This is a genomic window from Pseudoflavonifractor capillosus (assembly GCF_016899775.1).
GTDB lineage: Bacteria > Bacillota > Clostridia > Oscillospirales > Oscillospiraceae > Lawsonibacter.
The window spans coordinates 15,011-37,673 of record NZ_JACJJE010000030.1 but is presented as its reverse complement, the minus strand read 5'-3'; the positions used below and the strand labels follow the sequence as shown (position 1 = coordinate 37,673).

Annotated in this window: 16 protein-coding genes and 4 tRNA genes; 7 read left to right on the top strand and 13 right to left on the bottom strand. The window is 63.2% G+C overall.

Features of this window, described 5'->3' with window-relative positions:
* A partial coding sequence (locus H6B31_RS10360; RefSeq protein WP_204898445.1) for a tyrosine-type recombinase/integrase occupies positions 1-920 on the top strand: 920 nt, incomplete at its 5' end.
* A gap of 182 nt (positions 921-1,102) precedes the next feature.
* Here the strand turns inward: H6B31_RS10360 and H6B31_RS10355 are convergent.
* Positions 1,103-1,178 (bottom strand) — tRNA-Val (locus tag H6B31_RS10355).
* Between the two features lie 183 nt (positions 1,179-1,361).
* Between H6B31_RS10355 and H6B31_RS10350 the strand changes: the two genes are divergently transcribed.
* The gene (locus tag H6B31_RS10350; protein WP_204898444.1) at positions 1,362-2,687 is read left to right on the top strand and encodes a glucose-6-phosphate isomerase; all 1,326 of its coding nucleotides are present in this window, start codon (positions 1,362-1,364) and stop codon (positions 2,685-2,687) included.
* A gap of 336 nt (positions 2,688-3,023) precedes the next feature.
* On the opposite strand, the gene H6B31_RS10345 is transcribed toward H6B31_RS10350, so the two are convergent.
* On the bottom strand, positions 3,024-5,189 hold the full coding sequence (locus H6B31_RS10345) for a Tex family protein (protein ID WP_204898443.1): 2,166 nt from the start codon (positions 5,187-5,189) through the stop codon (positions 3,024-3,026).
* Positions 5,190-5,422: 233 nt separating this feature from the next.
* Between H6B31_RS10345 and H6B31_RS10340 the strand changes: the two genes are divergently transcribed.
* Together H6B31_RS10340 and H6B31_RS10335 are read left to right on the top strand one after the other, a co-directional pair.
* Positions 5,423-5,647: a hypothetical protein gene (locus H6B31_RS10340; protein ID WP_204898442.1), complete on the top strand. Its 225-nt coding sequence runs from the start codon at positions 5,423-5,425 to the stop codon at positions 5,645-5,647.
* A 157-nt stretch (positions 5,648-5,804) separates the two neighbouring features.
* Positions 5,805-6,644, top strand: coding sequence for a hypothetical protein (locus H6B31_RS10335; protein WP_140394238.1), 840 nt, complete (start codon positions 5,805-5,807; stop codon positions 6,642-6,644).
* 377 nt (positions 6,645-7,021) lie between these two features.
* Here the strand turns inward: H6B31_RS10335 and H6B31_RS10330 are convergent.
* The 11 genes from H6B31_RS10330 to lexA form a co-directional block, all read right to left on the bottom strand.
* A tRNA-Val gene (locus H6B31_RS10330) sits at positions 7,022-7,097 on the bottom strand.
* 28 nt (positions 7,098-7,125) lie between these two features.
* Positions 7,126-7,200: transfer RNA gene (locus tag H6B31_RS10325), tRNA-Glu, on the bottom strand.
* Between the two features lie 39 nt (positions 7,201-7,239).
* Positions 7,240-7,316, bottom strand: a tRNA-Met gene (locus H6B31_RS10320).
* 153 nt (positions 7,317-7,469) lie between these two features.
* Positions 7,470-8,138, bottom strand: coding sequence for a hydrolase (locus H6B31_RS10315; RefSeq protein WP_204898441.1), 669 nt, complete (start codon positions 8,136-8,138; stop codon positions 7,470-7,472).
* A 212-nt stretch (positions 8,139-8,350) separates the two neighbouring features.
* Complete coding sequence (locus H6B31_RS10310) at positions 8,351-12,100, bottom strand: phosphoribosylformylglycinamidine synthase (RefSeq protein ID WP_204898440.1); 3,750 nt, start codon at positions 12,098-12,100, stop codon at positions 8,351-8,353.
* A 62-nt stretch (positions 12,101-12,162) separates the two neighbouring features.
* A complete protein-coding gene (locus H6B31_RS10305; RefSeq protein WP_204898439.1) occupies positions 12,163-13,683 on the bottom strand; it encodes an ABC transporter substrate-binding protein in 1,521 nt (506 codons plus the stop codon).
* Complete coding sequence (gene pgeF, locus H6B31_RS10300; protein ID WP_204898438.1) at positions 13,680-14,501, bottom strand: peptidoglycan editing factor PgeF; 822 nt, start codon at positions 14,499-14,501, stop codon at positions 13,680-13,682. The genes H6B31_RS10305 and pgeF overlap by 4 nt, the downstream gene beginning before the upstream one ends.
* Before the next feature lie 161 nt (positions 14,502-14,662).
* A complete protein-coding gene (locus H6B31_RS10295; protein ID WP_204898437.1) occupies positions 14,663-15,658 on the bottom strand; it encodes a M15 family metallopeptidase in 996 nt (331 codons plus the stop codon).
* 62 nt (positions 15,659-15,720) lie between these two features.
* Entirely contained in the window at positions 15,721-16,371 is a 651-nt protein-coding gene (locus H6B31_RS10290; RefSeq protein WP_204898436.1) for a gamma-glutamyl-gamma-aminobutyrate hydrolase family protein, read from the bottom strand.
* The gene (locus H6B31_RS10285; RefSeq protein ID WP_204898435.1) at positions 16,368-17,000 is read right to left on the bottom strand and encodes a cytidylate kinase-like family protein; all 633 of its coding nucleotides are present in this window, start codon (positions 16,998-17,000) and stop codon (positions 16,368-16,370) included. The genes H6B31_RS10290 and H6B31_RS10285 overlap by 4 nt, the downstream gene beginning before the upstream one ends.
* Before the next feature lie 195 nt (positions 17,001-17,195).
* Positions 17,196-17,813 carry a transcriptional repressor LexA gene (gene lexA, locus H6B31_RS10280; protein WP_204898434.1) on the bottom strand — a complete coding sequence of 206 codons (618 nt, stop codon included), beginning with the start codon at positions 17,811-17,813 and terminating at the stop codon, positions 17,196-17,198.
* A 256-nt stretch (positions 17,814-18,069) separates the two neighbouring features.
* Here lexA and H6B31_RS10275 point away from each other — a divergent pair, with 256 nt between their 5' ends.
* The 3 genes from H6B31_RS10275 (at position 18,070) to H6B31_RS10265 (ending at position 22,612) form a co-directional block, all read left to right on the top strand.
* On the top strand, positions 18,070-18,546 hold the full coding sequence (locus H6B31_RS10275) for a MarR family winged helix-turn-helix transcriptional regulator (RefSeq protein ID WP_204898433.1): 477 nt from the start codon (positions 18,070-18,072) through the stop codon (positions 18,544-18,546).
* Positions 18,547-18,716: 170 nt separating this feature from the next.
* Entirely contained in the window at positions 18,717-20,456 is a 1,740-nt protein-coding gene (locus H6B31_RS10270; RefSeq protein WP_204898432.1) for an ABC transporter ATP-binding protein, read from the top strand.
* Positions 20,456-22,612, top strand: a complete 2,157-nt coding sequence (locus H6B31_RS10265; RefSeq protein WP_204898431.1) for an ABC transporter ATP-binding protein — start codon at positions 20,456-20,458, stop codon at positions 22,610-22,612. The genes H6B31_RS10270 and H6B31_RS10265 overlap by 1 nt, the downstream gene beginning before the upstream one ends.
* The last annotated feature ends 51 nt before the right edge of the window (positions 22,613-22,663 follow it).

The following is a 22,663-nucleotide window of genomic DNA, read 5'->3' as shown; positions in this document are numbered from 1 at the left end:
TTTTGAAAAATCCCGCCCTCTCCTGCAAAGCGCCGGTCACACGCCCCAAAGAGATGCAGGTGCTGACGGGAGAGGAGGTCCAGCGTCTGCTGATCCAGGCAAAGGAGGACGGCTGCTTCGAACTGCTCCTGCTGGAGTTGACTACCGGCCTGCGCCGGGGCGAGATCCTGGCCCTCCAGTGGGATGATCTGGATTTCCGGACTGGCACCCTGCGAGTAGAGCGGCAGGTTCAGCGCATCCAGGGGAAGCTGGCGGTCTCCCAGCCCAAGACCCGTGCCTCCTGTCGGAGCATTCTCCTGCCCGCCCCCGTCTTGGAGATCCTGGCACAGTACCGGCAGAGCGTCAGTTCCCACTGGATGTTCCCATCCCCGAAGAAAGAGGACTCCCCTCTGGACCCCGCCGCGGTGCGGAAGAAGCTGTCCGCCGTACTGAAGCGGGCGGGCTGCCCCGCCATCCGCTTCCACGATTTACGCCACACCTTTGCCACCAGCGCCCTGGAGCACGGGATGGACGTGAAGACCTTGTCCACAGTCATCGGCCACGTGTCCAGTGCCACAACATTGAACGTGTACGCCCATGTCACCGACGAAATGAGGCAGAAGGCGGCGGACAAAATCGACCGGGCCATCACCGGGACAGAGCCGCCGCAAGAAAAGGAACTGAAACCGCCCGGCAGGACTGCCTTTCAGCCGGTCAAGGGCAAGTACCGTAAACCGGGCACCGGGTGTATCTCTCAGATCAACGATCACCTGTGGGGGGGGCGCTACTCCCAAAAGATCAACGGGAGGCGCATGGCCCGGAATGTGTATGCGAAAACCGAGGCGGAGTGTGAGGAAAAGCTGGCCGAACTGATTCGGGAGATGAAGGCGGAAATTGCCGCTGGGAAGGAGAGGCAGAAGCAGGGCGGCCTGACAAGTTGACCAAGGCGATCCGGCGTAATACACAAATGGGCCTCCGGAGGCAGAACACCTCCGGAGGCCCATTTTTTCTCTGTCTGTGGCTGAAACTGTGGTCATGCGGAAAACGCATGGCCTCTTGATTTGAAACAGCAAGCAAAAAGTTGCAAAAAACCGCTGTTTTCTCTGGAAAACAGCGGTTTTTATGGTGGACGATACAGGACTTGAACCTGTGACCTCCCGCACGTCAAGCGGATGCTCTACCAGCTGAGCTAATCGTCCGAACAGCATGGATTATTATACTTGGCCGCACAGGTTTTGTCAATCCCTTTTTTTGATTTTTCTGATTTCTCCGCCTGGAGGGGGTAAAAAATCCCAGAGAATTTTTCCTTTTTCTGTGGCAAACTCCCGGCTTTATGTTATACTAATGGCGTATATTTTTGATGCTTGAAGGAGGACTTCATCATGCTGACCCTTGATCTGTCAAAATTGAATGGATTCCTGCCCCAGGACTATCTGTCCAGCCGGGAAGATGCCCTGCGGGAGGCGGCCCGGATGCTCGCCGAGCACAACGGCCCCGGCGGCGACTTCACCGGCTGGGTGACCCTGCCCCGGGACTATGACAAGGAGGAGTTCGCCCGCATCCAGGCGGCGGCCAAGCGCATCCAGCAGCAGTCCCAGGTACTGGTGGTCATCGGCATCGGCGGCTCCTATCTGGGGGCCCGGGCGGTGATCGAGCTGCTGGGCTCCCCCAACTATAACCTGAAGCAGAAAAATACCCCCGACATCCTCTTCGCCGGCAACGGATTGTCCACCGACGCCCTGCTGGAGACCATCTCCCTCATCGGCGACCGGGACTTTTCCGTCAATGTGATCTCCAAGTCGGGCACCACCACCGAGCCCGCCGTGGCCTTCCGCATTTTTAAGCAGATGCTGGAGGAGAAGTACGGCAAGGAAGGGGCCCGGGAGCGCATCTACGCCACCACCGACAAGGCCCGCGGGGCCCTGAAGGGGCTGGCCGACCAGGAGGGCTATGAGGAGTTCGTGGTGCCCGACGACGTGGGCGGCCGCTACTCCGTCCTCACCGCCGTGGGCCTGCTGCCCATCGCCGTGGCCGGCATCGACATTGAGGCCCTGATGGACGGCGCGGCTCAGGCCATGGAGGCCCTGTCCGCCCCCGGCGCGGACAACCCCGCCTGGCAGTATGCCGCCGCCCGCCACGCCCTGTATGAGAGCGGCAAGAAGGTGGAGCTGCTGGCCTGTTACGAGCCCTGCTTCCGGTTCTTTGCCGAGTGGTGGAAACAGCTCTACGGCGAGAGCGAGGGCAAGGAGGGCAAGGGTCTGTTCCCCGCCAGTGTGGAGTACACCGCAGACCTGCACTCCATGGGCCAGTATATCCAGGAGGGCGAGCGACTCATGCTGGAGACGGTGGTCCAGTTCGCTCCCAAGGGGGAGTTCCTCATCCCCAACGACCCGGAGAATGTGGACGGGCTGAACTTCCTGTCCGGCAAACCCCTGTCCTTCGTGGCGGAGCAGGCCATGCGGGCGGTAATCCTGGCCCACGTGGACGGCGGCGTGCCCAATGTGCGCATCCAGATGCCCGCCCTGTCCGAGACGGTCACCGGCTACCTCATTTACTTCTTCGAGTATGTGTGCGGCCTGTCCGGCTACCTGCTGAAGGTCAATCCCTTCAACCAGCCCGGCGTGGAGGCCTATAAGAACAACATGTACGCCCTCCTGGGCAAGCCCGGCTATGAGGCCCAGAAGGCGGAGCTGGAGAAGCGTCTGTAAAGAAATTTCCCCGTTTTCTGATCTGCCGGGCTTGCCCAGGAGCCCGCGCTCCGCGCGGGCAGCGGCGCTTGCGCCGTAAATTCCACCGCCGAAGGCGGAGGAATTTGCCGAAGGGCGAATTCACTTCGCCCGAAGGCGTTTCAATCCCGAAGGGTCCCCGCCGGGGCCTGCCCCGGCGGGCGCAAGCCCGGGTACGAGGCCCAGAAGGCGGAGCTGGAGAAGCGTCTGTAAAGAAATTTCCCTGCTTTCTGATCTGCCGGGCTTGCCCAGGAGCCCGCGCTCCAAAATTCCAGACAGACAACTGTCCCCGCCGCAGCTGCGGCGGGGACAGTTTGTTCAATTCTGTTTGCTGTTGGGGTCCTGCATGGTCAGACCGATCCGGCCCCGCTTCTCGTCCACTTCCACCACCCACACGGTGATGATATCTCCCACAGAGAGGACCTCCGAGGGGTGCTTTACCCGCCGGGGCAGGCGGCTGATATGGACCAGGCCGTCCTGGTGGACGCCGATGTCCACGAAGGCCCCGAAGTCAATGACGTTGCGGACCGTCCCCTGGAGCTCCATCCCCGGCTTCAGGTCCTTGAGCTCCATCACATCGGTGCGTAAAATGGGGGGCGGCAGCTCGTCCCGGGGGTCCCGGCCCGGCTTGAGCAGCTCCTTGATGATGTCCGTCAGGGTGGGGACGCCCACGCCGCAGGTCTCTTCTAAGGCCTCCAGCCCCAGGGCCTCCGCCTTCTCCTTCAAGCCGCCGATCTTCCCGGCGCTCACGTCCTCCAGGGTATAGCCGCACTCCTCTAACAGCTTCTGGGCGGCGGCATAGCTCTCCGGGTGGACCCCGGTGTGGTCCAGCACCGCCGGGCTCTCCGGCACCCGCAGGAAGCCGGCGCACTGCTCAAAGGCCTTGGGCCCCAGCTTGGGGACGTTCAAAATCTGCTTTCGGGCGGTGAAGGCCCCGTGCTCCTCCCGGTACAGGACCAGGTTCTTGGCGGTGGCGGCGTTCAGGCCGGACACCCGCCGCAGCAGGGAGGGGGATGCGGTGTTCACATCCACCCCCACCGCGTTGACGCAGTCCTCCACCACCCCGTCCAGAGCCTCCCCCAGGCGGGCCTGGGGCATGTCGTGCTGGTACTGGCCCACGCCGATGGCCTTGGGGTCGATCTTTACCAGCTCGGCCAGGGGGTCCTGGAGCCGCCGGGCGATGGACACCGCGCTTCTCAGATTCACATCGAACTGGGGGAACTCCTCGGCGGCCAGCTGGCTGGCGGAGTACACCGAGGCCCCCGCCTCGTTGACGATCATATACCGCAGGTTCCCTCCCAGGCGGTGGATGAGCTCCACCGTCATCTGCTCGGTCTCCCGGCTGGCGGTGCCGTTGCCGATGGCGATGTGCTCCACCCCGTATTTCCGCACCAGCTTGGAGAGGGTCTCGATGGCCTCCTCCTTCTGGCGCTTCCCGTGGGTGGGGTAGACCACCGCCGTGTCCAGCACCCGGCCGGTGCCGTCCACCACCGCCACCTTGCAGCCCATGCGGTAGCCCGGGTCCAGGCCCATGGTCACCTTCCCCTTCACCGGGGGCTGCATGAGCAGGGGCTTCAGATTCAGGGCGAACATGTGGATGGCCCCCTTGTCCGCCTGGTCGGTGAGGTAGCTGCGGATCTCCCGCTCCATAGAGGGCTGAATCAGCCGGTCGTAGGCGTCGTCCGCCGCGGCCCGGACAAAGTCCATACAGGCCCGGCCAGGCACCGCCGCCCGGCGCACCGTCACGTGGGCGGACTCCGGGTCCAGCTCCACCGACACCTTCAAAAAGCCCTCCCGCTCCCCCCGGTTGATGGCCAGGGTCTGATACCCCTGGACCTTGCCCACCGGGCACTTGAAGCCGTAGTAGAGGCGGTAGACGCTGTCCTTTGGCTCCGCGTCCGCCGCCTTGGATACTAGCATAGCACGTTTCAGATACTGCTGCCGGAGCTTCTTCCGGACCACAGCGTCGTCGGAGATCTGTTCCGCCAGGATATCGCTGGCCCCCTGGAGGGCATCCTGAATCGTCTCCACCCCTTTCTCCGGGTCCACATAGGCCTGGGCCGCCTCCTCCGGGACCACCGGAGCTCCACCCCGGGCGGACAGCAGCTCCGCCAGGGGTGCTAACCCCTTCTCCCGGGCGATGGTGGCCCGGGTGCGGCGCTTGGGCTTGTAAGGCCGGTACAGGTCCTCCACCTCCGCCAGCGTCTCGGCGGCCGCCAACGCAGACTTCAGTCTGCAATTCAGCTTGCCCTGACCTTCAATGGCGGAGCGCACCTCCTCCTTCCGGGCCTCCAGATTCCGCAGGTACTGGAGGCGCTCGGCCAGCTGCCGCAGGAGCTGGTCGTCCATGGAGCCATGGAGCTCCTTTCGGTAGCGGGCGATGAAGGGAATGGTGTTTCCCTCGTCAATGAGATGGACTACATTTTCCACCTGATGTACCGGCCGCTCCAGCTCCTGAGCCAGCCGCTGTATAATTGCATCCATCTGGACACGCTCCTTTGTTAGTCGTATCTTTTAGTTTAGCTGAAAATCCGCAAAAAGTCCAGGGCAGACCTGCAATCCGGGCATACAGATTCTGCAAATTTTGAGGGATCTCAAATTTCTTTTTTCGCGCTGGGATATTCTGCTCCCCCGGCGGATATTCCTTATGAAACGCGTTTCAAGGGGGCCTCTCCGGGGCTCCCAGATGACTAACCCATTTCAGGAGGTGTACTTCCATGACGGACGAAGCATTCAGCCGGGCGGCAATGCGGTGCGCCGTTCATCCTGCCGCCCGCTGGCTTCGCTACTTAGCAACCAGTCGTATGCTTTTACTTGTTATCTTATTTTTGAACACTGGATCGTGTTATACAAAAATCATCGTCGGGGAGAACTCTTTTATCAGCCTTCAATTTGTATTCGAGAATAAATGTCAAACTGACAGCACAATACAGTACAATTAGGTACAAGTGGATAAATAAAGCCTGGAATTAAAAATTGGGGGGTGTCATTGTATGCACAAATAAAAAATGGTAAAATACCTATCATAGGAAATGTTGAATGTAGCATAGGGCAGATTATCGAGTATTGAAAAAGCCATACTAAAGGGAGGAAAATAACGTGAAAAATAGATTTTGTGTGGGAGCACTTTTAATCGTTCTACTTTCCATATTAGTTGGGTGTACTACACCTTCCACAACTCCTGGGTCTGGTAATAATGATACAGAATCTTCTGAAACTCCAGCCGAACCCTTAAGTGATAGTGAAGTCAAGCGGATGTACTCGAATCCATCAGATTATATTGGATCAACCGTTGAACTTGTGGGCATCATTTTTGGTGGCGTTGATTATGATGGCGACGGTATATACTTCCAAATGTGGGCAGACCCAGAAAATATAGATTATAACACCGTTATAGCTTATTTTGACCCTGAATTAACACTTGAAGATGGACAATATGTTCGTATCTCTGGAACTGTCATTGATGTGTTTGAAGGCAAAAATATGATGGGCGGGCAAATTGTTGCACCTGCCATACAAGCGGATACACTCGAAGTAATATCATACAAAGATGCTGTGAGGCCAACGATTGCTACCGCTACAGCAATTAACAATACTGTTGAGCAGTATGGGTATTCAGTAACTGTTCAGAGCGTAGAACTTGCCGAAAAAGAAACACGGGCTTATATATCTGTAACAAACAACGGAAGCAGCGAATTTAGTTTATACGGCTTTAATATGGTTTTGATACAGAATGGTACACAGCATGAGTATACGCCTAATTATATGGCCGACTATCCAGAATTACAATCAAGCATACGAACAGGAATAACAACAGAAGGTGTCGTAGTATTTCCTGCCATCCAACAAGAACCATTCCAGATAATTATGGAGGCAAGTACATATGACTGGAACCAGCCCCTTCAAGACTACATTTTTGACTTTAATATAGTTAAATAAACATAGAAGCTCCATCATTTCAGATGGAGCTTCTATGTTTATTTAAATTTTCATTGAATTAAAAGAAATTTTCAAATTTTTATAAAATCACCATCGTTCTTGAAAAGGAAGTAATTCTATACGGAATAGCGGCGGCTACTATAGGAGAAAGTGGTGGATACAACAGAACTCGAATCTGCGGCCTGACCCGTTGGAGGCGGTGTACCGCTGAACCGGGCAGAAAACGAACAAGCCCGAACCTTTCGGTTCGGGCTTGTTACAATGTGGCGGAGACAACAGAACTTGAACCTGCGGCCTGACCCGTTGGAGGCGGTGTACCGCCGAACCGAGCAGAAAACGAACAAGCCCGAACCTTTCGGCTCGGGCTTGTTACAATGTGGTGGAGACAACAGAACTCGAATCTGTGACCTTCCGCGTGTGAGGCGGACGCTCTACCGGCTGAGCTATGCCTCCATATAGGAGAAACGGCGGGGAAGTAAGGTGGTGACCCGGACGGGACTCGAACCCGTGTTGCCGCCGTGAAAGGGCGGAGTCTTAACCGCTTGACCACCGGGCCGTTTTATATGGAACGGACTGGTGTCCGAACTTGATAAAGTGGTAGCGGCACCTGGATTCGAACCGGGGACAACTCGGGTATGAACCGAGTGCTCTAGCCAACTGAGCTATGCCGCCTTTTAGAAGGGGCCTGTCCTCTCGAACAGGGCAAGAGAGATTATAGCGTATTCCCCCGGAATTGTCAACAGGTTTTTCAAACTTTTTTATTTTTTCTTCCCGGGGGAGCAGACGCTCCCCCGGGATCGAACCGGCGGGCCGTCAGGCCCCGGCTCACTTCTCAAATTTGCTGCGGTGGTCCACCATGATCTCGGAGCACAGCTGGGCGGTGGTGGGCGGCGTGTATGTAATGGCGTTGGCCCCCGCCCGGATGGTGCGGAGGATGTCCTCATCTCTGGGACCGCCGGTGGCGATGATGGGCACGTCGGGGAATTTCTCCCGGATGTGGGCGACAATCTCCGGGGTCTTGGCCGCGCCGGACACGTTGAGGATGTCCGCACCGGCGGCCAGCCGGCCGGCAATGTCCATCTCCTCCGAGACGATGGTGGTGATGACGGGGATGTCCACCACCTGCTTGATCTTGGTGATCGTCTCATTGGCAATGGGGACGTTGAGCACCACACCGAAGGCCCCCTGGTTCTCCGAAAATTCGGCCATGCGCACCGAGCGGTCCCCGCTGGTCACGCCGCCTCCCACCCCCACAAAGCAGGGCACGTCGGAGACGCTGATGATGGCCTGGGTGATGGAGGGCTGGGGCGTGAAGGGGTAGACCGCAATGATGGCGTCCGCATTCACATTTTTGATGATGGCCACGTCGGTGGAAAATACCAGGGATTTGATCCTCCGGCCGAACACCCGGATGCCGCTGCACTCGCTGATGCAATGGGGAATAGTGAGCAGATGGCTGCGCAGAGTCCCCTTATACTCTGGAATCTGTTTCATAGGCACCTTCCTTTCCGCGCGGCGCGCCGCCGCGCTTGAATTTCCCGATTTTCTTAACGCTTTGATTATACCACGGGACGGGGGCCAGGGGTAGGAGGCAAAATGTAAATTTTTTTCGGTTTGGTCCCACCCATGGAAAACCGGGCCCGGAAGCCGCCGAAAGGGCGGCACCGGACCCGGTTTTTTGTGCAAAATGGCAGAATGTGAGAAAATCAGCGGAAATACTCCGCGCCGGACTCAAAGAGGGGCTGGTGCTTGTCGCCAGGGATATTGACGCCCACGAAGGGACCCCGGCGCTCCAGATGGCCCATCTTGCCGAAGACCCGGCCGTCGGGGGAGAAGATGCCCTCGATGGCCTCCATGGAGCCGTTGGGGTTGGCGTCAATGTCCATGGTGGGCTGTCCGGCGGCGTTGACGTACTGGGTGGCCACCTGGCCGCGGGCGATCAGGTCGGCAATCACCTGGGCGGGGGCCACGAAGCGGCCCTCCCCGTGGGAGATGGGGATGGTGTGCTCTTCGCCCACCTGAGATTTGAGCATCCAGGGGGAGTTGACGCTGGCCACCCGGGTGGTGACGTAGCTGGACTGGTGGCGGCCGATGAGGTTATAGGTCAGAGTGGGGCACTGGCCGTCCATGTCCCGGATCTCCCCGTAGGGCACCAGGCCCAGCTTCACCAGGGCCTGGAAGCCGTTACAGATGCCCAGCATCAGGCCGTCCCGGTTGCGGAGCAGGTCCATAACCGCGTCGGACAGGGCGGGGGAGCGCAGGAAGGAGGCGATGAACTTGCCGGAGCCGTCGGGCTCGTCGCCGCCGGAGAAGCCGCCGGGGAGGACCACCATCTGGGCCGAGCGGATGGCCTTCTCCAGGGCCTGGGCCGACTGGGCCAGCAGGTCGGTGGACAGGTTACGGATGACGATGATCTCCGGCTCGATGCCCGCCCGGAGGCAGGCCTGGGCGGTGTCGTACTCGCAGTTGGTGCCGGGGAAAACGGGGATGACCGCTTTGGGCCGGGCCACCTTGTGCCTGCACACGGCGATGGACCGCTTGTCCCAGGAGATGGGGGCCACGGTCTCGGTGGTGCCAGCGCGGGTGGGGTACACCTTCTCCAGCACGCCCTCGTTGAGGTTGAGCAGCTCCTCAATGGAGGCGCTGTCCTTGCCGATGGTGATGGTGGGCTCCGCAGTGGTGAAACCGATGCGGTCGGCGCAGGGCAGGTCCACCTCCTGGGTGAGCTCGGCCACGATCATGCCGGGATAGGGTCCCCACCAGGGGGCGCCCGCCTGGGGATCGTTCACAAAGCCGATGGAGTTGCCGAAGGACATCTTCATCACGGCCTCCGCCGCGCCGTTCTCCACCGCCCAGGCGGCCTTCACCTTGCCCTGCCGGTGCAGGTCGTGGAAGGCCTCCCATGCCTCCTTCAGGTGCTCTGCGCTGGAGGAGCCGCCGAAGGTGTACACCGGGTGGCCCGCCTCCTTGAACTCGGGGGACAGAACCTCGCCGGCCTTGATGGGGGCGATGGCGAAGGAGATGAGGGTGGGAGGCACGTCCAGGTCGTTGAAGGAGCCGGACATGGAGTCCTTGCCGCCGATGGCCGCCCGGCCGAAGTCCAGCTGGGCCTTCAGCGCGCCCAGCAGGGCGGCGAAGGGCTTGCCCCAGCGCTCCGGTTCGCTGCGCAGCTTCTCAAAGAACTCCTGGAAGGTGAGATAGGCTTTTTTATAGTCTCCGCCGGCGGCCACCAGTTTGGCCAGGGACACATTCACCGAGGCGTATGCCCCGAAGAAGGGGTCCTCCATCATCTGGTCCGGGTCAAAGCCCCAGGCCATGACGCTGGCCTGGTCGGTCTCCTGGCCGGGCAGGACGGGGAGCAGGGCGGCCATGGCCTGGGCGGGGGTGCGCTGGCTTTTCCCGCCGAAGGGCATGAGGACGCTGCCCGCTCCGATGGAGCCGTCAAACCGCTCGGTGAGGCCCCGGCGGCTGGCGCTCTTCAGGCTGGCGGCCATCTCCCGCAGGGAGCCGCCGTCAGCGATGGAGCCGATCTTGGCGGCCTTGACTGTCTTGGCCGCCCCGTCCTTCCCGGTGACGGTGATCTCCGCGCTGCTCCGGTCGGGGACGGAGACGCTGGCGTGCTTCACCGCGCCGTTGGTGTTCAAAAATTCCCGGGACAGGTTTGCGATGGTCTGGCCCTTCCAGGTCATGACCATGCGGGGGCTCTCGGTGACCACGGCCACCTGATAGGCCTCCAGGTTCTCCTCCTGGGCGGCGGCGATGAACTTGTCCGCGTCCTCGGGGGCGACCACCACCGCCATGCGCTCCTGGGACTCGGAGATGGCCAGCTCGGTGCCGTCCAGGCCCTCGTACTTCTTACGCACCGCGTCCAGGTCGATGCTCAGGCCGTCGGCCAGCTCGCCGATGGCCACGGACACGCCGCCGGCGCCGAAGTCGTTGCACCGCTTGATGAGGCGGGTGACCTCTCCGTTGCGGAACAGCCGCTGGATCTTCCGCTCCTCGGGGGCGTTGCCCTTCTGGACCTCGGAGGCCATAGTGGTCAGGGACTTCTGGTTGTGGCTCTTGGAGGAGCCGGTGGCCCCGCCGATGCCGTCCCGGCCGGTGCGGCCGCCCAGCAGGATGACCACGTCACCGGGGGCCGGGCGCTCCCGGCGCACGTTCTCCGCCGGGGCGGCGCCCACCACCGCACCGCACTCCAGGCGCTTGGCGATGTAGCCCTTGTGGTACACCTCGGCCACGTGGCCGGTGGCCAGGCCGATCTGGTTGCCGTAGGAGGAGTAGCCCGCCGCCGCGGTGGTGGCCAGCTTCCGCTGGGGCAGCTTTCCGGGGGTGGTCTGAGCCAGAGGCACCCGGGGATCGCCGCCGCCGGTGACCCGCATGGCCTGGTGGACATACACGCGGCCGGACAGGGGGTCGCGGATGCAGCCGCCGATGCAGGTGGCCGCGCCGCCGAAGGGCTCGATCTCGGTGGGGTGGTTGTGGGTCTCGTTTTTGAACATCAGGAGCCAGTCCTGCTCCTGGCCGTCCACCTGGGCGGGGACGTGGATGGAGCAGGCGTTGATCTCCTCGCTCTCGTCCAGCTCGGGGAGCTGGCCCCGCTTCTTCAGGGTCTTGGCCCCGATGGTGGCCAGGTCCATGAGGGTCTGGGGCCGCTTGGCGGCCTTCTCCGCTCCATAGACCTCCACCCGGGCGGCCAGATACTGCTCATAGGCCGCCTGGATGTCCAGGTCGTCGATGTGGATGCTGTCCAGATGGGTGGAGAAGGTGGTGTGGCGGCAGTGGTCGGACCAGTAGGTGTCCACCACCCGCACCTCGGTGATGGTGGGGTCCCGCTTCTCCTGGTCCCGGAAGTAGGCCTGGAGGAATTTCAGGTCGTCCAGATCCATGGCCAGCCCCAGGGAGTCCAGCAGGTCCTTGAGCCCGGCCTCATCCAGGCCGGTAAATCCCTCCACTACGGCCACCGAGTCGGGGGCCTCGTGCTCCTGCTCCAGGGTGGCGGGCTTGTCCATGGAGGCCTCCCGGCTCTCCACAGGGTTAATGAGGTACCGGCGGATCTTGTCCAGATCGCCCTCGCTCAGCGTCCCCATCAGCAGGTACACCTTGGCGGCGGCGATGAGGGGGCGGTCCACCCCCGACTGGAGCTGGATGCACTGGGCACAGGAGTCGGCCCGCTGGTCGTACTGCCCGGGCAGGGCCTCCACCGCCAGAACGCTGTGGGGGGTCTCCGGGACAGGGAAGGTCTCGTCGTACACGTCGTCCACCTGGGGCTCGGAGAAGACCACCGTCTTGGCGGCCTCGTACACCTCCGGAGCGATGCGGTCGGCGTCATACCGGTTCAGGATGCGCACCCCCTCCAGGGCGTCAATCCCCAGCTGCTCCCGCAGCTGGCCGCACAGGCCCCGGGCCTCCACGTCGAAGCCGGGCTTTTTTTCCGAATAACAGCGAAATACACTCATTTCTTTTCCTCCTTACCGCCGGGGCCCGCCCGTGCGGTCGTTTCCATTGTCCTTCCAGGAATTTACTCTTGAATGGTCCAGCTCTCCAGCTGGGAGAAGATATTTCCATAGACAGGGGCCAGCCCCTCCACCCGCCCGTACTGGGTGAGGACGGTGCCGTTTCGGAAGCAGATGGGGGCGATGGGCACCTGCTGGGTCAGATGCAGGCACAGGCTGGAGGCCGCAGCCGTCCGGGCATCCCCCTGCGCCGTCCGAAAAGAGGACAGCAGGCCGCCGATCACATTGCTGGTCCAGCCGCCGTGGTTCAGGCTCCCGCCCAGCCCCAGCAGGGGAGACAGGTCAAAGTCGGGCGTCAGATAGACCTCCCCGATGTACAAGTCAAAGTCTCCCGCCGCTACCGTCTCCTGGTACTCCCCCCAGGGGAGGCGGTCCACCGTGACCACCAGCCCGGCGCTCTCCAGCTGCTGCTCCACATAGGTGGCCACAGCGCTCTTTGCGGTGTTCTCAATGTTCACCACCAGGGTGAGCGGGCGGCCCTCCAGGCCCTGGCCGGCCAGCACAGTGGGGTCGTAGGCCAGTTCCCCCGCTATCGCGTCATCGTACCAGGGGGAGTCCGGGTGGATGGGCAGGGCGGCCGCCGTCCCGTGGCGGGCGAAGATGGAGTCCACCACATCCTGCCGGTCCACTGACTGGGCGATGGCCCTGCGCACGTCCGCATCCCGGCACAGGCCCTGCTGGGCGTTGAAGCCCAGGTACAGCATCTGGGTGGTGTTGTAGTCCCACACCTCATACCGGCCGGAGGAGCCCAGGGCGCTGCTCCCCGTCAGGTCTACATCCATCAGGGTGATCTCCCCGGCGTTGAAGGCGGACATGAGCCCATCCGCCCGGGTCATGGAGGCCAGCGGGATCTGGGTAATGGGCAGGTTTTCCGCCCCTCCGTGCCAGTCGCTCCGGGCGGTGAGGCTCAGGCTGCCGCCGCTGTCGGTGAGCACATAGGGCCCGGTGCCCAGTGGGCGGTCCCCCTCCCCCAGGGCGATGGGGATATCCAGCAGCTCCGCCAGGGCCCCGTTGGGTTGGGTGAGGGTGACGGACACCTGGTCCCCGCTCCCCTGGACCGAGGAGACAGAGGCGAGCCGGGAGGCGTACCGGGAGCCCTCCCCCCGGGCGGTCTGGAGGGCCTGGGCCACAACCTCCCCGGTGAGGGGGGTCCCGTCGGAGAAGGTGATCCCCGGCTGGAGGGTAAAGGTCCAGGTGAGGCCGTCCTCACTGACAGAATAGCTCTGGCACAGCGCGGGCTGGGCCTGGAAGGCGCTGTCCAGGGTAAAGAGCCCCTCGTACATCAGAGGGGCCAGGGCCAGATTGACGGAGTTTTCCGCCAGCACCGGGTGGAAGCTGTACGCGGGGCAGGCCGCCAGCGTAAAGGCCGCGTTGGCCGCCGTCTCCTCCGGCTCGGTCTGGGCCGAAGCGGAGGCGCTGGAACTGGAGGCGCCGCTGGCCGAGGCGGAGGCGCTCCCCTCCGCCGGAGCGCCGCAGGCAGCAAGCAGCAGGATACAGGCCAGTGTCAGGGCAGACAGCCGTCTCATGTCTCCCCTCCCCTCTGAATCAGGGCGGCCATGCTCCCCCGGGCCGCCCCCATCTTCCGGTGGGACCAGAAAATCTCCCGGCCGCAGGCGGTGCAGGCGTCGCACACGGCGATGTGCTCGGGGGCCACTCCCGCCTGGAGCAGCCAGGCGCGGTTGGCGCCTTTCAGGTCCACATGGTATTTTTCCGTGCCGGGGATGGGGTGGATATAGGGCTCCGCCCCAGCGCCCATTCCAGCCCGCAGGCCGTCGGGCACATCGGCGTGGGTCTCAAAGCAGCAGGTGGAGATGCCCGGGCCCACGGCCGCCAGGATGTCCCCGGGCCTTGCGCCGAAGGCCTCCGCCATCCGCTCCACCCCTCGGGCGGCGATGCCCAGGGCGGTGCCCCGCCAGCCGGCGTGGACGGCGGCGGCCGCCCCGGTCACCGGGTCGCACAGAAGCACCGGGATGCAGTCAGCGGAGAAGGCCGCCAGACACACCCCCGCCTCCCGGGTCATCAGCCCGTCGGCCTCCACCGTCCCCGGCGCACCGGGAAAGGCCATGCGGTCCGCCCGGGTGACCAGGCGCACCCGGTCCCCGTGGACCTGCTGGTTTTTCACCAGGCAGTCCGGGTCTGTCCCGATGGCGGCGCAGAAGCGGCGGAAGTTCTCGCTCACCCGCTCCGGGTCGTCTCCGCAGCTCCCCCCCAGGTTCAGGCTGTCCCAGGGGGCGGGAGACACGCCCCCCACCCGGGTGGAGAAGCCGTGGGGGAACCCCGCCTCCCGCATCTCCGGGCAGACATAAAAAAGGACGCCACGGCGCTCCTCTCGGACGATCTCCATGGCGTTCCCTCCTTTTCTTGATTTAGTATGGTATTTCCCGGGCCGCGATTGGCCGGATGACGCTATTGTACTCGAAATCCCACCCACTGGCAAGTCGCATAAAAGGAGAATCTGAATCCCCATTCCCATTTTATGCGACAGATTTCACAAATCGGCCCCCGCTACCGGTCGGGAGCGGGCTGCCGGGCGTGGTACTCCTCCAGAGTCCACCCGTTCTCGTAGCAGACCCGGGCCGCCGCCGGTCCCACATAGCGGTAGTGCCAGGGCTCGAACTGATAGCCGGTGATCTCCTCCTTCCCCTCCGGAAAGCGGAGGATGAAGCCGTAGCGCCAGCTGTTCTCCACCAGCCAGGCGTACTCCTCCGTCTCCTCGAAGTTGTCGCTGAGGCTGGCGGTGTTGATGTCCAGGGCCAGCCCGGTCTGGTGCTCCGAGCACCCGGGCCGGGCGGAGTAGGTGTCCGCCTCCTGGGTCCCCTCCTGATTCACATAGCGCTGATACACCCACTTCTGGGTGGTGTAGGAGCGGTAGGCCGAGGCGTTATAGATCCGCAGCCCCTCCTGGGCGGCGGCGTCCGCCATCTTCATAAAGGCCCGGCTGGCCACCGGCCGCAGGCGGTCCCGCTGGTTGGTGTAGGCGGCGGTCAGATAGACCACCTTGGGGGCGTAGTCCGCCGGGAGGGCGTGGTACTGGTTCACCAGGGCAGTGAGACCGTCCGGGTCCTCCACCTCCTCCGGGTCCCCATAGGGCGGGGCGTCCAGGCCGATGTTCACCCGCACCACCGCCTCCTCCGCTGTCAGCTCCGGGTGCTGGGCGTGGTAGGCCTCATACCGGTCCAGCCGGTCCCACCAGGAGAAGCCGAAGGCCAGGTAGTCCAGCCACTCCGGCGCCCCCAGGGACCGGAGCAGCTCCCGGCGGCGGTCCTCCCCCAGGTCCGCCCAGAGGGCCTCGGCGTCCTCCTCCGTCAGCCCAAGTCCGCCCAGCCGGGCCAGGGCCAGCTGCTCCGGCACCGCCTTCCCCGGCACCGCCGGAACAGTGCTGGAGGGGGGCTCCTCCCCGGCGTGGGCCAGGGCGGCCGTCCACACCGGGCCGCCCCCCAGGACAGCCCCCAGGGTCAGGACCCCCGCCAGCGCCCAGGTCACCCCTTTGGTCACTTTCATAGTCGTTCCTCTTTATCTCTCAGACGTATATGTCCCCCCTGGGGAAGTTCTGCGCTTTCCGCTCAGTGTCCCGCCGCCCGCTCCATCAGCCAGCGGAACAGGCCGTCTCCCCGGCCGTTGGGCAGCCGCTCCGGGTGGAACTGCACCCCCACTACCGGGAGACTCCGGTGCTCCAGCCCCTCCAGCGTCCCGTCCGGAGCCCAGGCGGCGGGCACAAGGTCGGCGCCCAGCCGGTCCACCCCCTGGTGGTGGGCGCTGTTCACCAGGGCATTCTCGCCAAACAGGCCCTCCAACAGGCTCCCCGGGGCGGTGCGGATGGGATGGAACACGTCCTCCTCCCCCTGGTGCAGGGCGGCGCGCTCCGCCCCCAGGTCCTGAAACAGGGTCCCGCCCAGGACCACATTGATCACCTGCATTCCCCGGCAGATCCCCAGGATGGGCCTGCCCCAGGAGAGCCAGGTCCGGACCAGCGCCAGTTCCGCCTCATCCCGTCTGGGGTCCGGCGGGTGGGAGCCCCGGTCCTCCTGGCCGAACCAGGCCGGGTCCAGGTCCCCTCCCCCGCACAGCACCAGCCCCAGGCAGTGGGGGTCTGGCTCCGGGGCGTAGCCGGGGACCGGAACCCCGCCGGCCCGCTCCACCGCCCGGATGTAGTTGTCCATCCGCCCCTCCGGGCCGGAGATCTGGATGGGGGGCGGGGAGGCCGGGCGTCTCACCGGTTTTCCTGGTCCCGCTTCTCCCACAGGCGGACCAGCGTGGCGATGAGCTCCACCGCCCCGTCCACGCCGGTGACGCTGGAGTTGAGGGTCAGATCATACTGGCGCATCTCGCCCCAGTTGTGTCCGGTGTAGTAGTTATAGTAGTTGGCCCGTCCCCGGTCGATCTCCTTCACCCGCTCAGTCATATTGGCGGCCTCGATGTGGTACTCCTCGGCGCACCGGGTCACCCGGTCAGCCAGGTCGGCGTAGATAAACACCTTCAGACAGTTGGACCGCTCCCCCAGCACGTAGTCGCTGCACCGGCCCACAATGACGCAGGGCCCCTCATCGGCCAGCTCCCGGATGACCTCCGACTGGGCGAAAAACGCCTGGAGGCTCACCGGCACCCCCTGCTGGGTATAGGCCGCCACCCCGGTTCCCAGGGAGGCCAGCGGCAGATGAATCCGGCTCCGGGCCCGCTCCTCCGCCCGGGCGATAAACTCCGGAGAGAGGCCGCTCTTCTCCGCCGTCTTCTGAATCAGGGTCCGGTCATAGCACGGGATGCCCAGGCGGGCGGCCAGCTGCTTGCCGATCATCCGCCCTCCGCTGCCGAACTCACGGCTGATGGAAATCACATAGTTGCTCATACAAGGCACCTCCTGTCCAAATGGACGATCCTTGAAACCGCTCCTGAGCGCGGTCTGAGGGTCTATTTTTATTATAGCGTTTTTCCAGGGGGATGACAACGAAAACCTTCGATTGGACCGGCGGTTTCTGCTTTGACGCAAAAGGACCGGTTCAGCCTCCGCCGAACCGGTCCTGGACCGTTCTCGTCATTCAAATCAATACCGCCGCACCACGGCCACCACCTTGCCCACGATCTGGGCATGGGTGCCGTCGATGGGCTCGTAGTCGTCGTTGGCGGGCATGAGCCAGACCTTGCCGTCCCGGCGGCGCAGGGTCTTTACCGTGGCCTCGTCCTCAAAGAGGGCCACCACGATCTCGCCGCTGTTGGCCTCCGGCTGCCGGTGGACCACCACCAGGTCGTCGGGCAGGATGCCCGCGTTCAGCATGGACTCTCCCCGCACCTTCAGGGCAAAGAACTCCCCGGCCTTCCCCTGAGTGTCGAAGGTGAGGTAGTCCTCGATGCACTCCTCCGCCAAAATGGGGGAGCCGGCGGCCACATTGCCCACCACCGGGATCTGGTTGGCCCGGGGGTCCATCTCCTCCCCCACGGCCCGCCCCGCGGGGGAGGCCAGGGTGATGGCCCGGGTCTTGCCCTCCGCCTTGACGATCATGCCGGCCTCCTCCAGCCCCTTCAGGTGGAAGTGGACGGTGGAGGGGGATTTTAAGCCCACCGCCGCGCCGATCTCCCGCACCGAGGGGGGATAGCCGTGCTGGGCGGCAAAGGCCTGAATAAAGTCGTAAATCCGCTGCTGCTTGGGGGTCAGGTTTCCCATGGTCATTCTCCTTCCTGGCCAGCGCCGGTGAAACGCCCCTTCGCCTGGAATCTTTGCTGAAATTGTACCATATCCCCCCTAAAAAGTCAAACGAATGTTCCACAGTTTCCGCCCCTCGGCCCGGTCGGGAGAAATTGTGAATTTTCTTTGAAACTTCTTGAGGCTCCCTTGACTTTTCTCCGGCGGGCGGTAAAATGAGTAGCACGTTAACCATCAACGGGTTAATTTTATGTTCCGAAAGGAGGGAATCCAACCCATGGCAAATCTGGATTTTGACCTGGGCGTGCTGGAGCGGCAGCTCCACCAGGCCCGGCAGAACGCCATTCAGGCGGAGCTGGCCGCCGCCGGACTTCAGGAGATCGGCCACCCCATGCTGCTGTGCGTGCTGGGCGTCACGGGGGAGCGCCGGCCGGGCACCCCGGTGCGCACCCAGCGGGAGCTGGCCCGGCTGCTCCACGTCTCCCCGGCGGCGGTGACTACCTCGCTCAAGTCCCTGGAGCGCAAGGGATACATCTCCCGGGAGCCAGGAGACGGGGATGCCCGGTGCAACCGGGTGCTGCTCACCGAGAAGGGACAGCAGGCGGTGGACGACTGTCTGGCCTGCCTGCGGCGGGTGTCCCGGCGGATGTACGCCGGTCTCACCAACGAGGAGCAGGCCGTGATGCGCAGCTTCTACCTGCGGATGCTGGACAATCTGCAGCCGGACCAGGGGGCCGCGCATTCGTCAAAATAACCTATCTGACTCACCCGAATTTCAGGGACATCCTGAATATTCCCTGAAATTCTTTCTGGTTTTCCACTTTATCCACCGTTTTTTCCACTTTATAACCTCTAATTTTGTGCCGCCGGACTGTAGGACCGCCGGCGGGCACACATCACCCCTAAGAAAGGACGGTCATCTTCTTGCTTCAACTGTTTCTGACCCATCTCCAGGGCTACAAGCGGCAGGCAGTTCTCTCCCCCATCCTGATCATTTTGGAGGTCATCTGCGAACTGCTGCTCCCTCTGGTCATGGCGGAGATTGTGGACACCGCCATTCCCGCCGGAGATGAGACCTCTATCTTTATCCTGGGCGCCGCCATGCTGGCGCTGGCCCTGATCGCCATGGCCTGCGGCGTGGGCTCGGCCAAATACGCCACCATCGCCAGCCAGGGCTTCGGCGCCAACCTGCGGCAGTGCCTGTTTGACAAGGTGCAGGAGTTCTCTTTTGCGGACATCGACCGCTTCTCCTCCGCCTCCCTCATCACCCGCATGACCAACGACGTGAACGCCATGACCATGATGCTGGCCATGGGGCTGCGGATGCTGGTGCGGGCCCCGGTGATGCTCATTGCCGCCCTGGCCATCAGCATCTCTCTCAACGCCCGGCTGGCCCTGGTGCTGGCGGTGGTCATCCCGGTTATGGTGATCGTCATCGGGGTTCTGATGAAGCTGTGTACCAAACTCTTTGAGACCATGCAGAAGCGCATCGACAACCTGAACAACACCCTCCAGGAGAACCTGGTGGCCATCCGGGTGGTCAAGGCCTTCGTCCGGGAGAACTTCGAGCGGAAAAAGTTCAAAAAATCCAACGACGAGCTGATGGAGGCCGCCCTGGCGGTGGGCCTGCGGATCATCGCCATCCTGCCGGTGATGATGCTGGCCATGAACGGGGCCACGGTGGCGGTACTCTACTTCGGCGGCCGGATGGTCATGGGGGCGGAGTTTGACCTGGGCAGCCTCCAGGCCTTCATCAACTATATCTTCCAAATCCTCATGAGCGTGATGATGGTGGCCATGTCCCTGCTGCAGCTCTCCCGGGCCCAGGCCTGCGCCCACCGCATCCACGAGGTACTCAGCACCGAGCCCTCGGTGGAGGATAAGCCGGAGGCCGCCCGGCAGGCGCTGCCCGCCCCCCGGGGCCAGGTGGAGTTCCGGGACGTGTCCTTCAAGTATGTGACCTCCGGCACCGGGGACGACGTGCTCTCCCACATCAGCTTCACCGTACAGCCGGGTCAGTTCGTAGCCCTGGTGGGGGGGACCGGCACGGGCAAATCCACCCTGGTCAATCTGATCCCCCGGTTCTACGACGTCACCGGCGGGGCCGTCCTGGTGGACGGGATGGACGTGCGGGACTACCCCCTGGAGGCGCTTCGGGGCCGGATCGGCATGGTGCTGCAGAATAACGTCCTCTTCTCGGGCACCATCCGGGAGAACCTGAAGTGGGGCAACCCGGAGGCTACCGAGGAGGAGGTCATTCAGGCCGCCAAGGACGCCCAGGCCTACGACTTCATCATGTCCTTCCCCGACGGCTTTGACACCAACCTGTCCCAGGGCGGCGTGAACGTGTCCGGCGGACAGAAGCAGAGATTGTGCATCGCCCGGGCCATGCTGAGAAAGCCCGCGGTGCTCATTCTGGACGACTCCACCTCCGCGGTGGACTCCACCACCGAGGCGGCCATCCGGGCCTCCTTCGCCAAAAACCTGAAGGACACCACCATCATCATGATCGCCCAGCGCATCTCCTCGGTGCAGTACGCCGATGAGATCCTAATCCTGGACGACGACCACATCGCCGCCCGGGGCACCCATGAGGAGCTGCTCAAGACCAGCCCCATCTATCAGGAGATCTATCAATCCCAGCAGGAAGGAGTGGGTGGATAATGCCGGGACCCAATCGCGCCCCCCGGGGGGGCTATCAAAAGCCGAAAGACCTGAAAAAGACCGTCGGCCGCCTGCTGGGCTATCTGACCCGCAGCAAGCTGCCCCTGCTGGCGGTGTTTGGCTGCCTGCTGGCGTCGGTGTGCGCCAACATCGGCGGCTCCTATATGATGCGGGGCATCATCAACGACTTCATCTGGTCGGGCTGTACCGACTTCGCCGGCCTGGGCCGGGCCATTCTGGCCCTGGTGGGCGTGTACCTGGTGGGCTGTCTGGCCACCTACAGCCAGTCGGCCATCATGGTCCGCCTGGCCCAGCGGGGGGTGAACCGCCTGCGCAGCGACCTGTTTGACAAGCTGCAGAACCTCCCCCTGTCCTACTTTGACAAGCACCCCCACGGCGAGCTGATGAGCCGCTTCACCAACGACGCGGACAACGTGCAGCTGGCCCTGGAGCAGAGCGTGGTCTCCATGTGCTCCAGCTGCCTCATGTTTGTGGGGCTGGTGGCCATGATGCTCTTCATCAACTGGAAGCTCTTCCTGGTCACCGCCCTGGTGCTGGTGGTCACCATGACCGTGTTCAACAAGCTGGGCGGCCGCAGCCGCCGCTACTACCAGAAGCAGCAGGCCGCTCTGGGCGATGTGAACGGCGACATCCAGGAGATCATCGAGGGGCTGAAGGTGGTCAAGGCCTTCACCCACGAGGAGCAGGCCAAGGAGCAGTTCCGCAAGCTCAACGAGACCTACCGGGACGCCGCCCAGAAGGCCAACTTCTACTCCGGCGTCATCATGCCCATCTCCGGCAACCTGATGAACATCAGCTACGCCCTCACCGCCGCCTTCGGCGGCCTGCTGTCCGTCCTCCAGGGATTCGACCTGGGCGGACTGGTGGTGTATCTCAACTACTCCAAGCAGGTGGGTCAGCCCCTGAACCAGATCTCCCAGCAGATGACCACCCTCCTCTCCGCCCTGGCGGGCGCCGAGCGCATCTTTGAGGTGATGGACACCCAGCCCGAGGAGGACCAGGGCTCCGTCACCCTGGTGGGGGCGGAGAAGGACGCCAACGGCACCCTGTCCGCCTTCACCGGCTCCGGCCGCCCCCACATCTGGGCCTGGAAGACCCCCCGCACCGCCGGGCTCTCCCTGGTGCCGGTGCTGGTGGGGGAGAAGGATTCCCTCACCGAGCTGGGCCAGGCGGAGCGCACGGAGCACGGCCTCAAGCTCCTGCCCCCCAGCGTGGACTCCACCCAGGGTATCTGGGTGAAGGTGGCCCCCGACGGGACCCTGACCGAGGTCACGGACCTGGCCTCTCTGTCGGGCCACCGGTGGGCCTGGAAGTACCCGGACCACCAGGGGAAGATGGGCCTGCACCTGATCCGAGGCACTGTGCGCAACGTGCCGGGCGAGGACTACTACCTCACCGAGCTGAAGGGTGCGGTGCGCTTCCACCACGTGGACTTCTCCTACGTCCCCGGCAAGCGCATTTTGAAGGACGTGACGGTCTACGCCAACCCAGGCCAGAAGATCGCCTTTGTGGGCTCCACCGGCGCGGGAAAGACCACCATCACCAACCTGATCAACCGCTTCTATGAGATTGAAGGCGGCCTCATCACCTACGACGGCATCGATGTGAAGGCCATCAAGAAGGACGACCTGCGCCGCTCCCTGGGCGCGGTCCTCCAGGACACCCACCTGTTTACCGGCACCATCATGGACAACATCCGCTACGGCCGGCTGGAGGCCACCGACGAGGAGTGCATCGCCGCCGCCAAGAGCGCCAACGCCCACTCCTTCATCCGCCGCCTGCCCGACGGCTACAACACCGTGGTCACCGGGGACGGGGCCAATCTGTCCCAGGGCCAGCGGCAGCTGCTGGCCATCGCCCGGGCGGCCGTGGCCGACCCGCCGGTGATGATCCTGGACGAGGCCACCTCCTCCATCGACACCCGCACCGAGGCCCTCATCGAAAGGGGCATGGACGCCCTGATGGAGGGACGCACCGTCTTTGTCATCGCCCACCGCCTGTCCACCGTGCGCAACTCCAACTGCATCGTGGTCATCGAGCACGGAGAGATCCAGGAGAAGGGCGACCACCACCAGCTGCTGGAGCAGAAGGGACGGTACTACCAGCTGTATACCGGGCAATTCCAGCTGTCCTGAGTTCCTTTCCCAAATACAAAACAAGGCCCCGGCATACCATGCCGGGGCCTT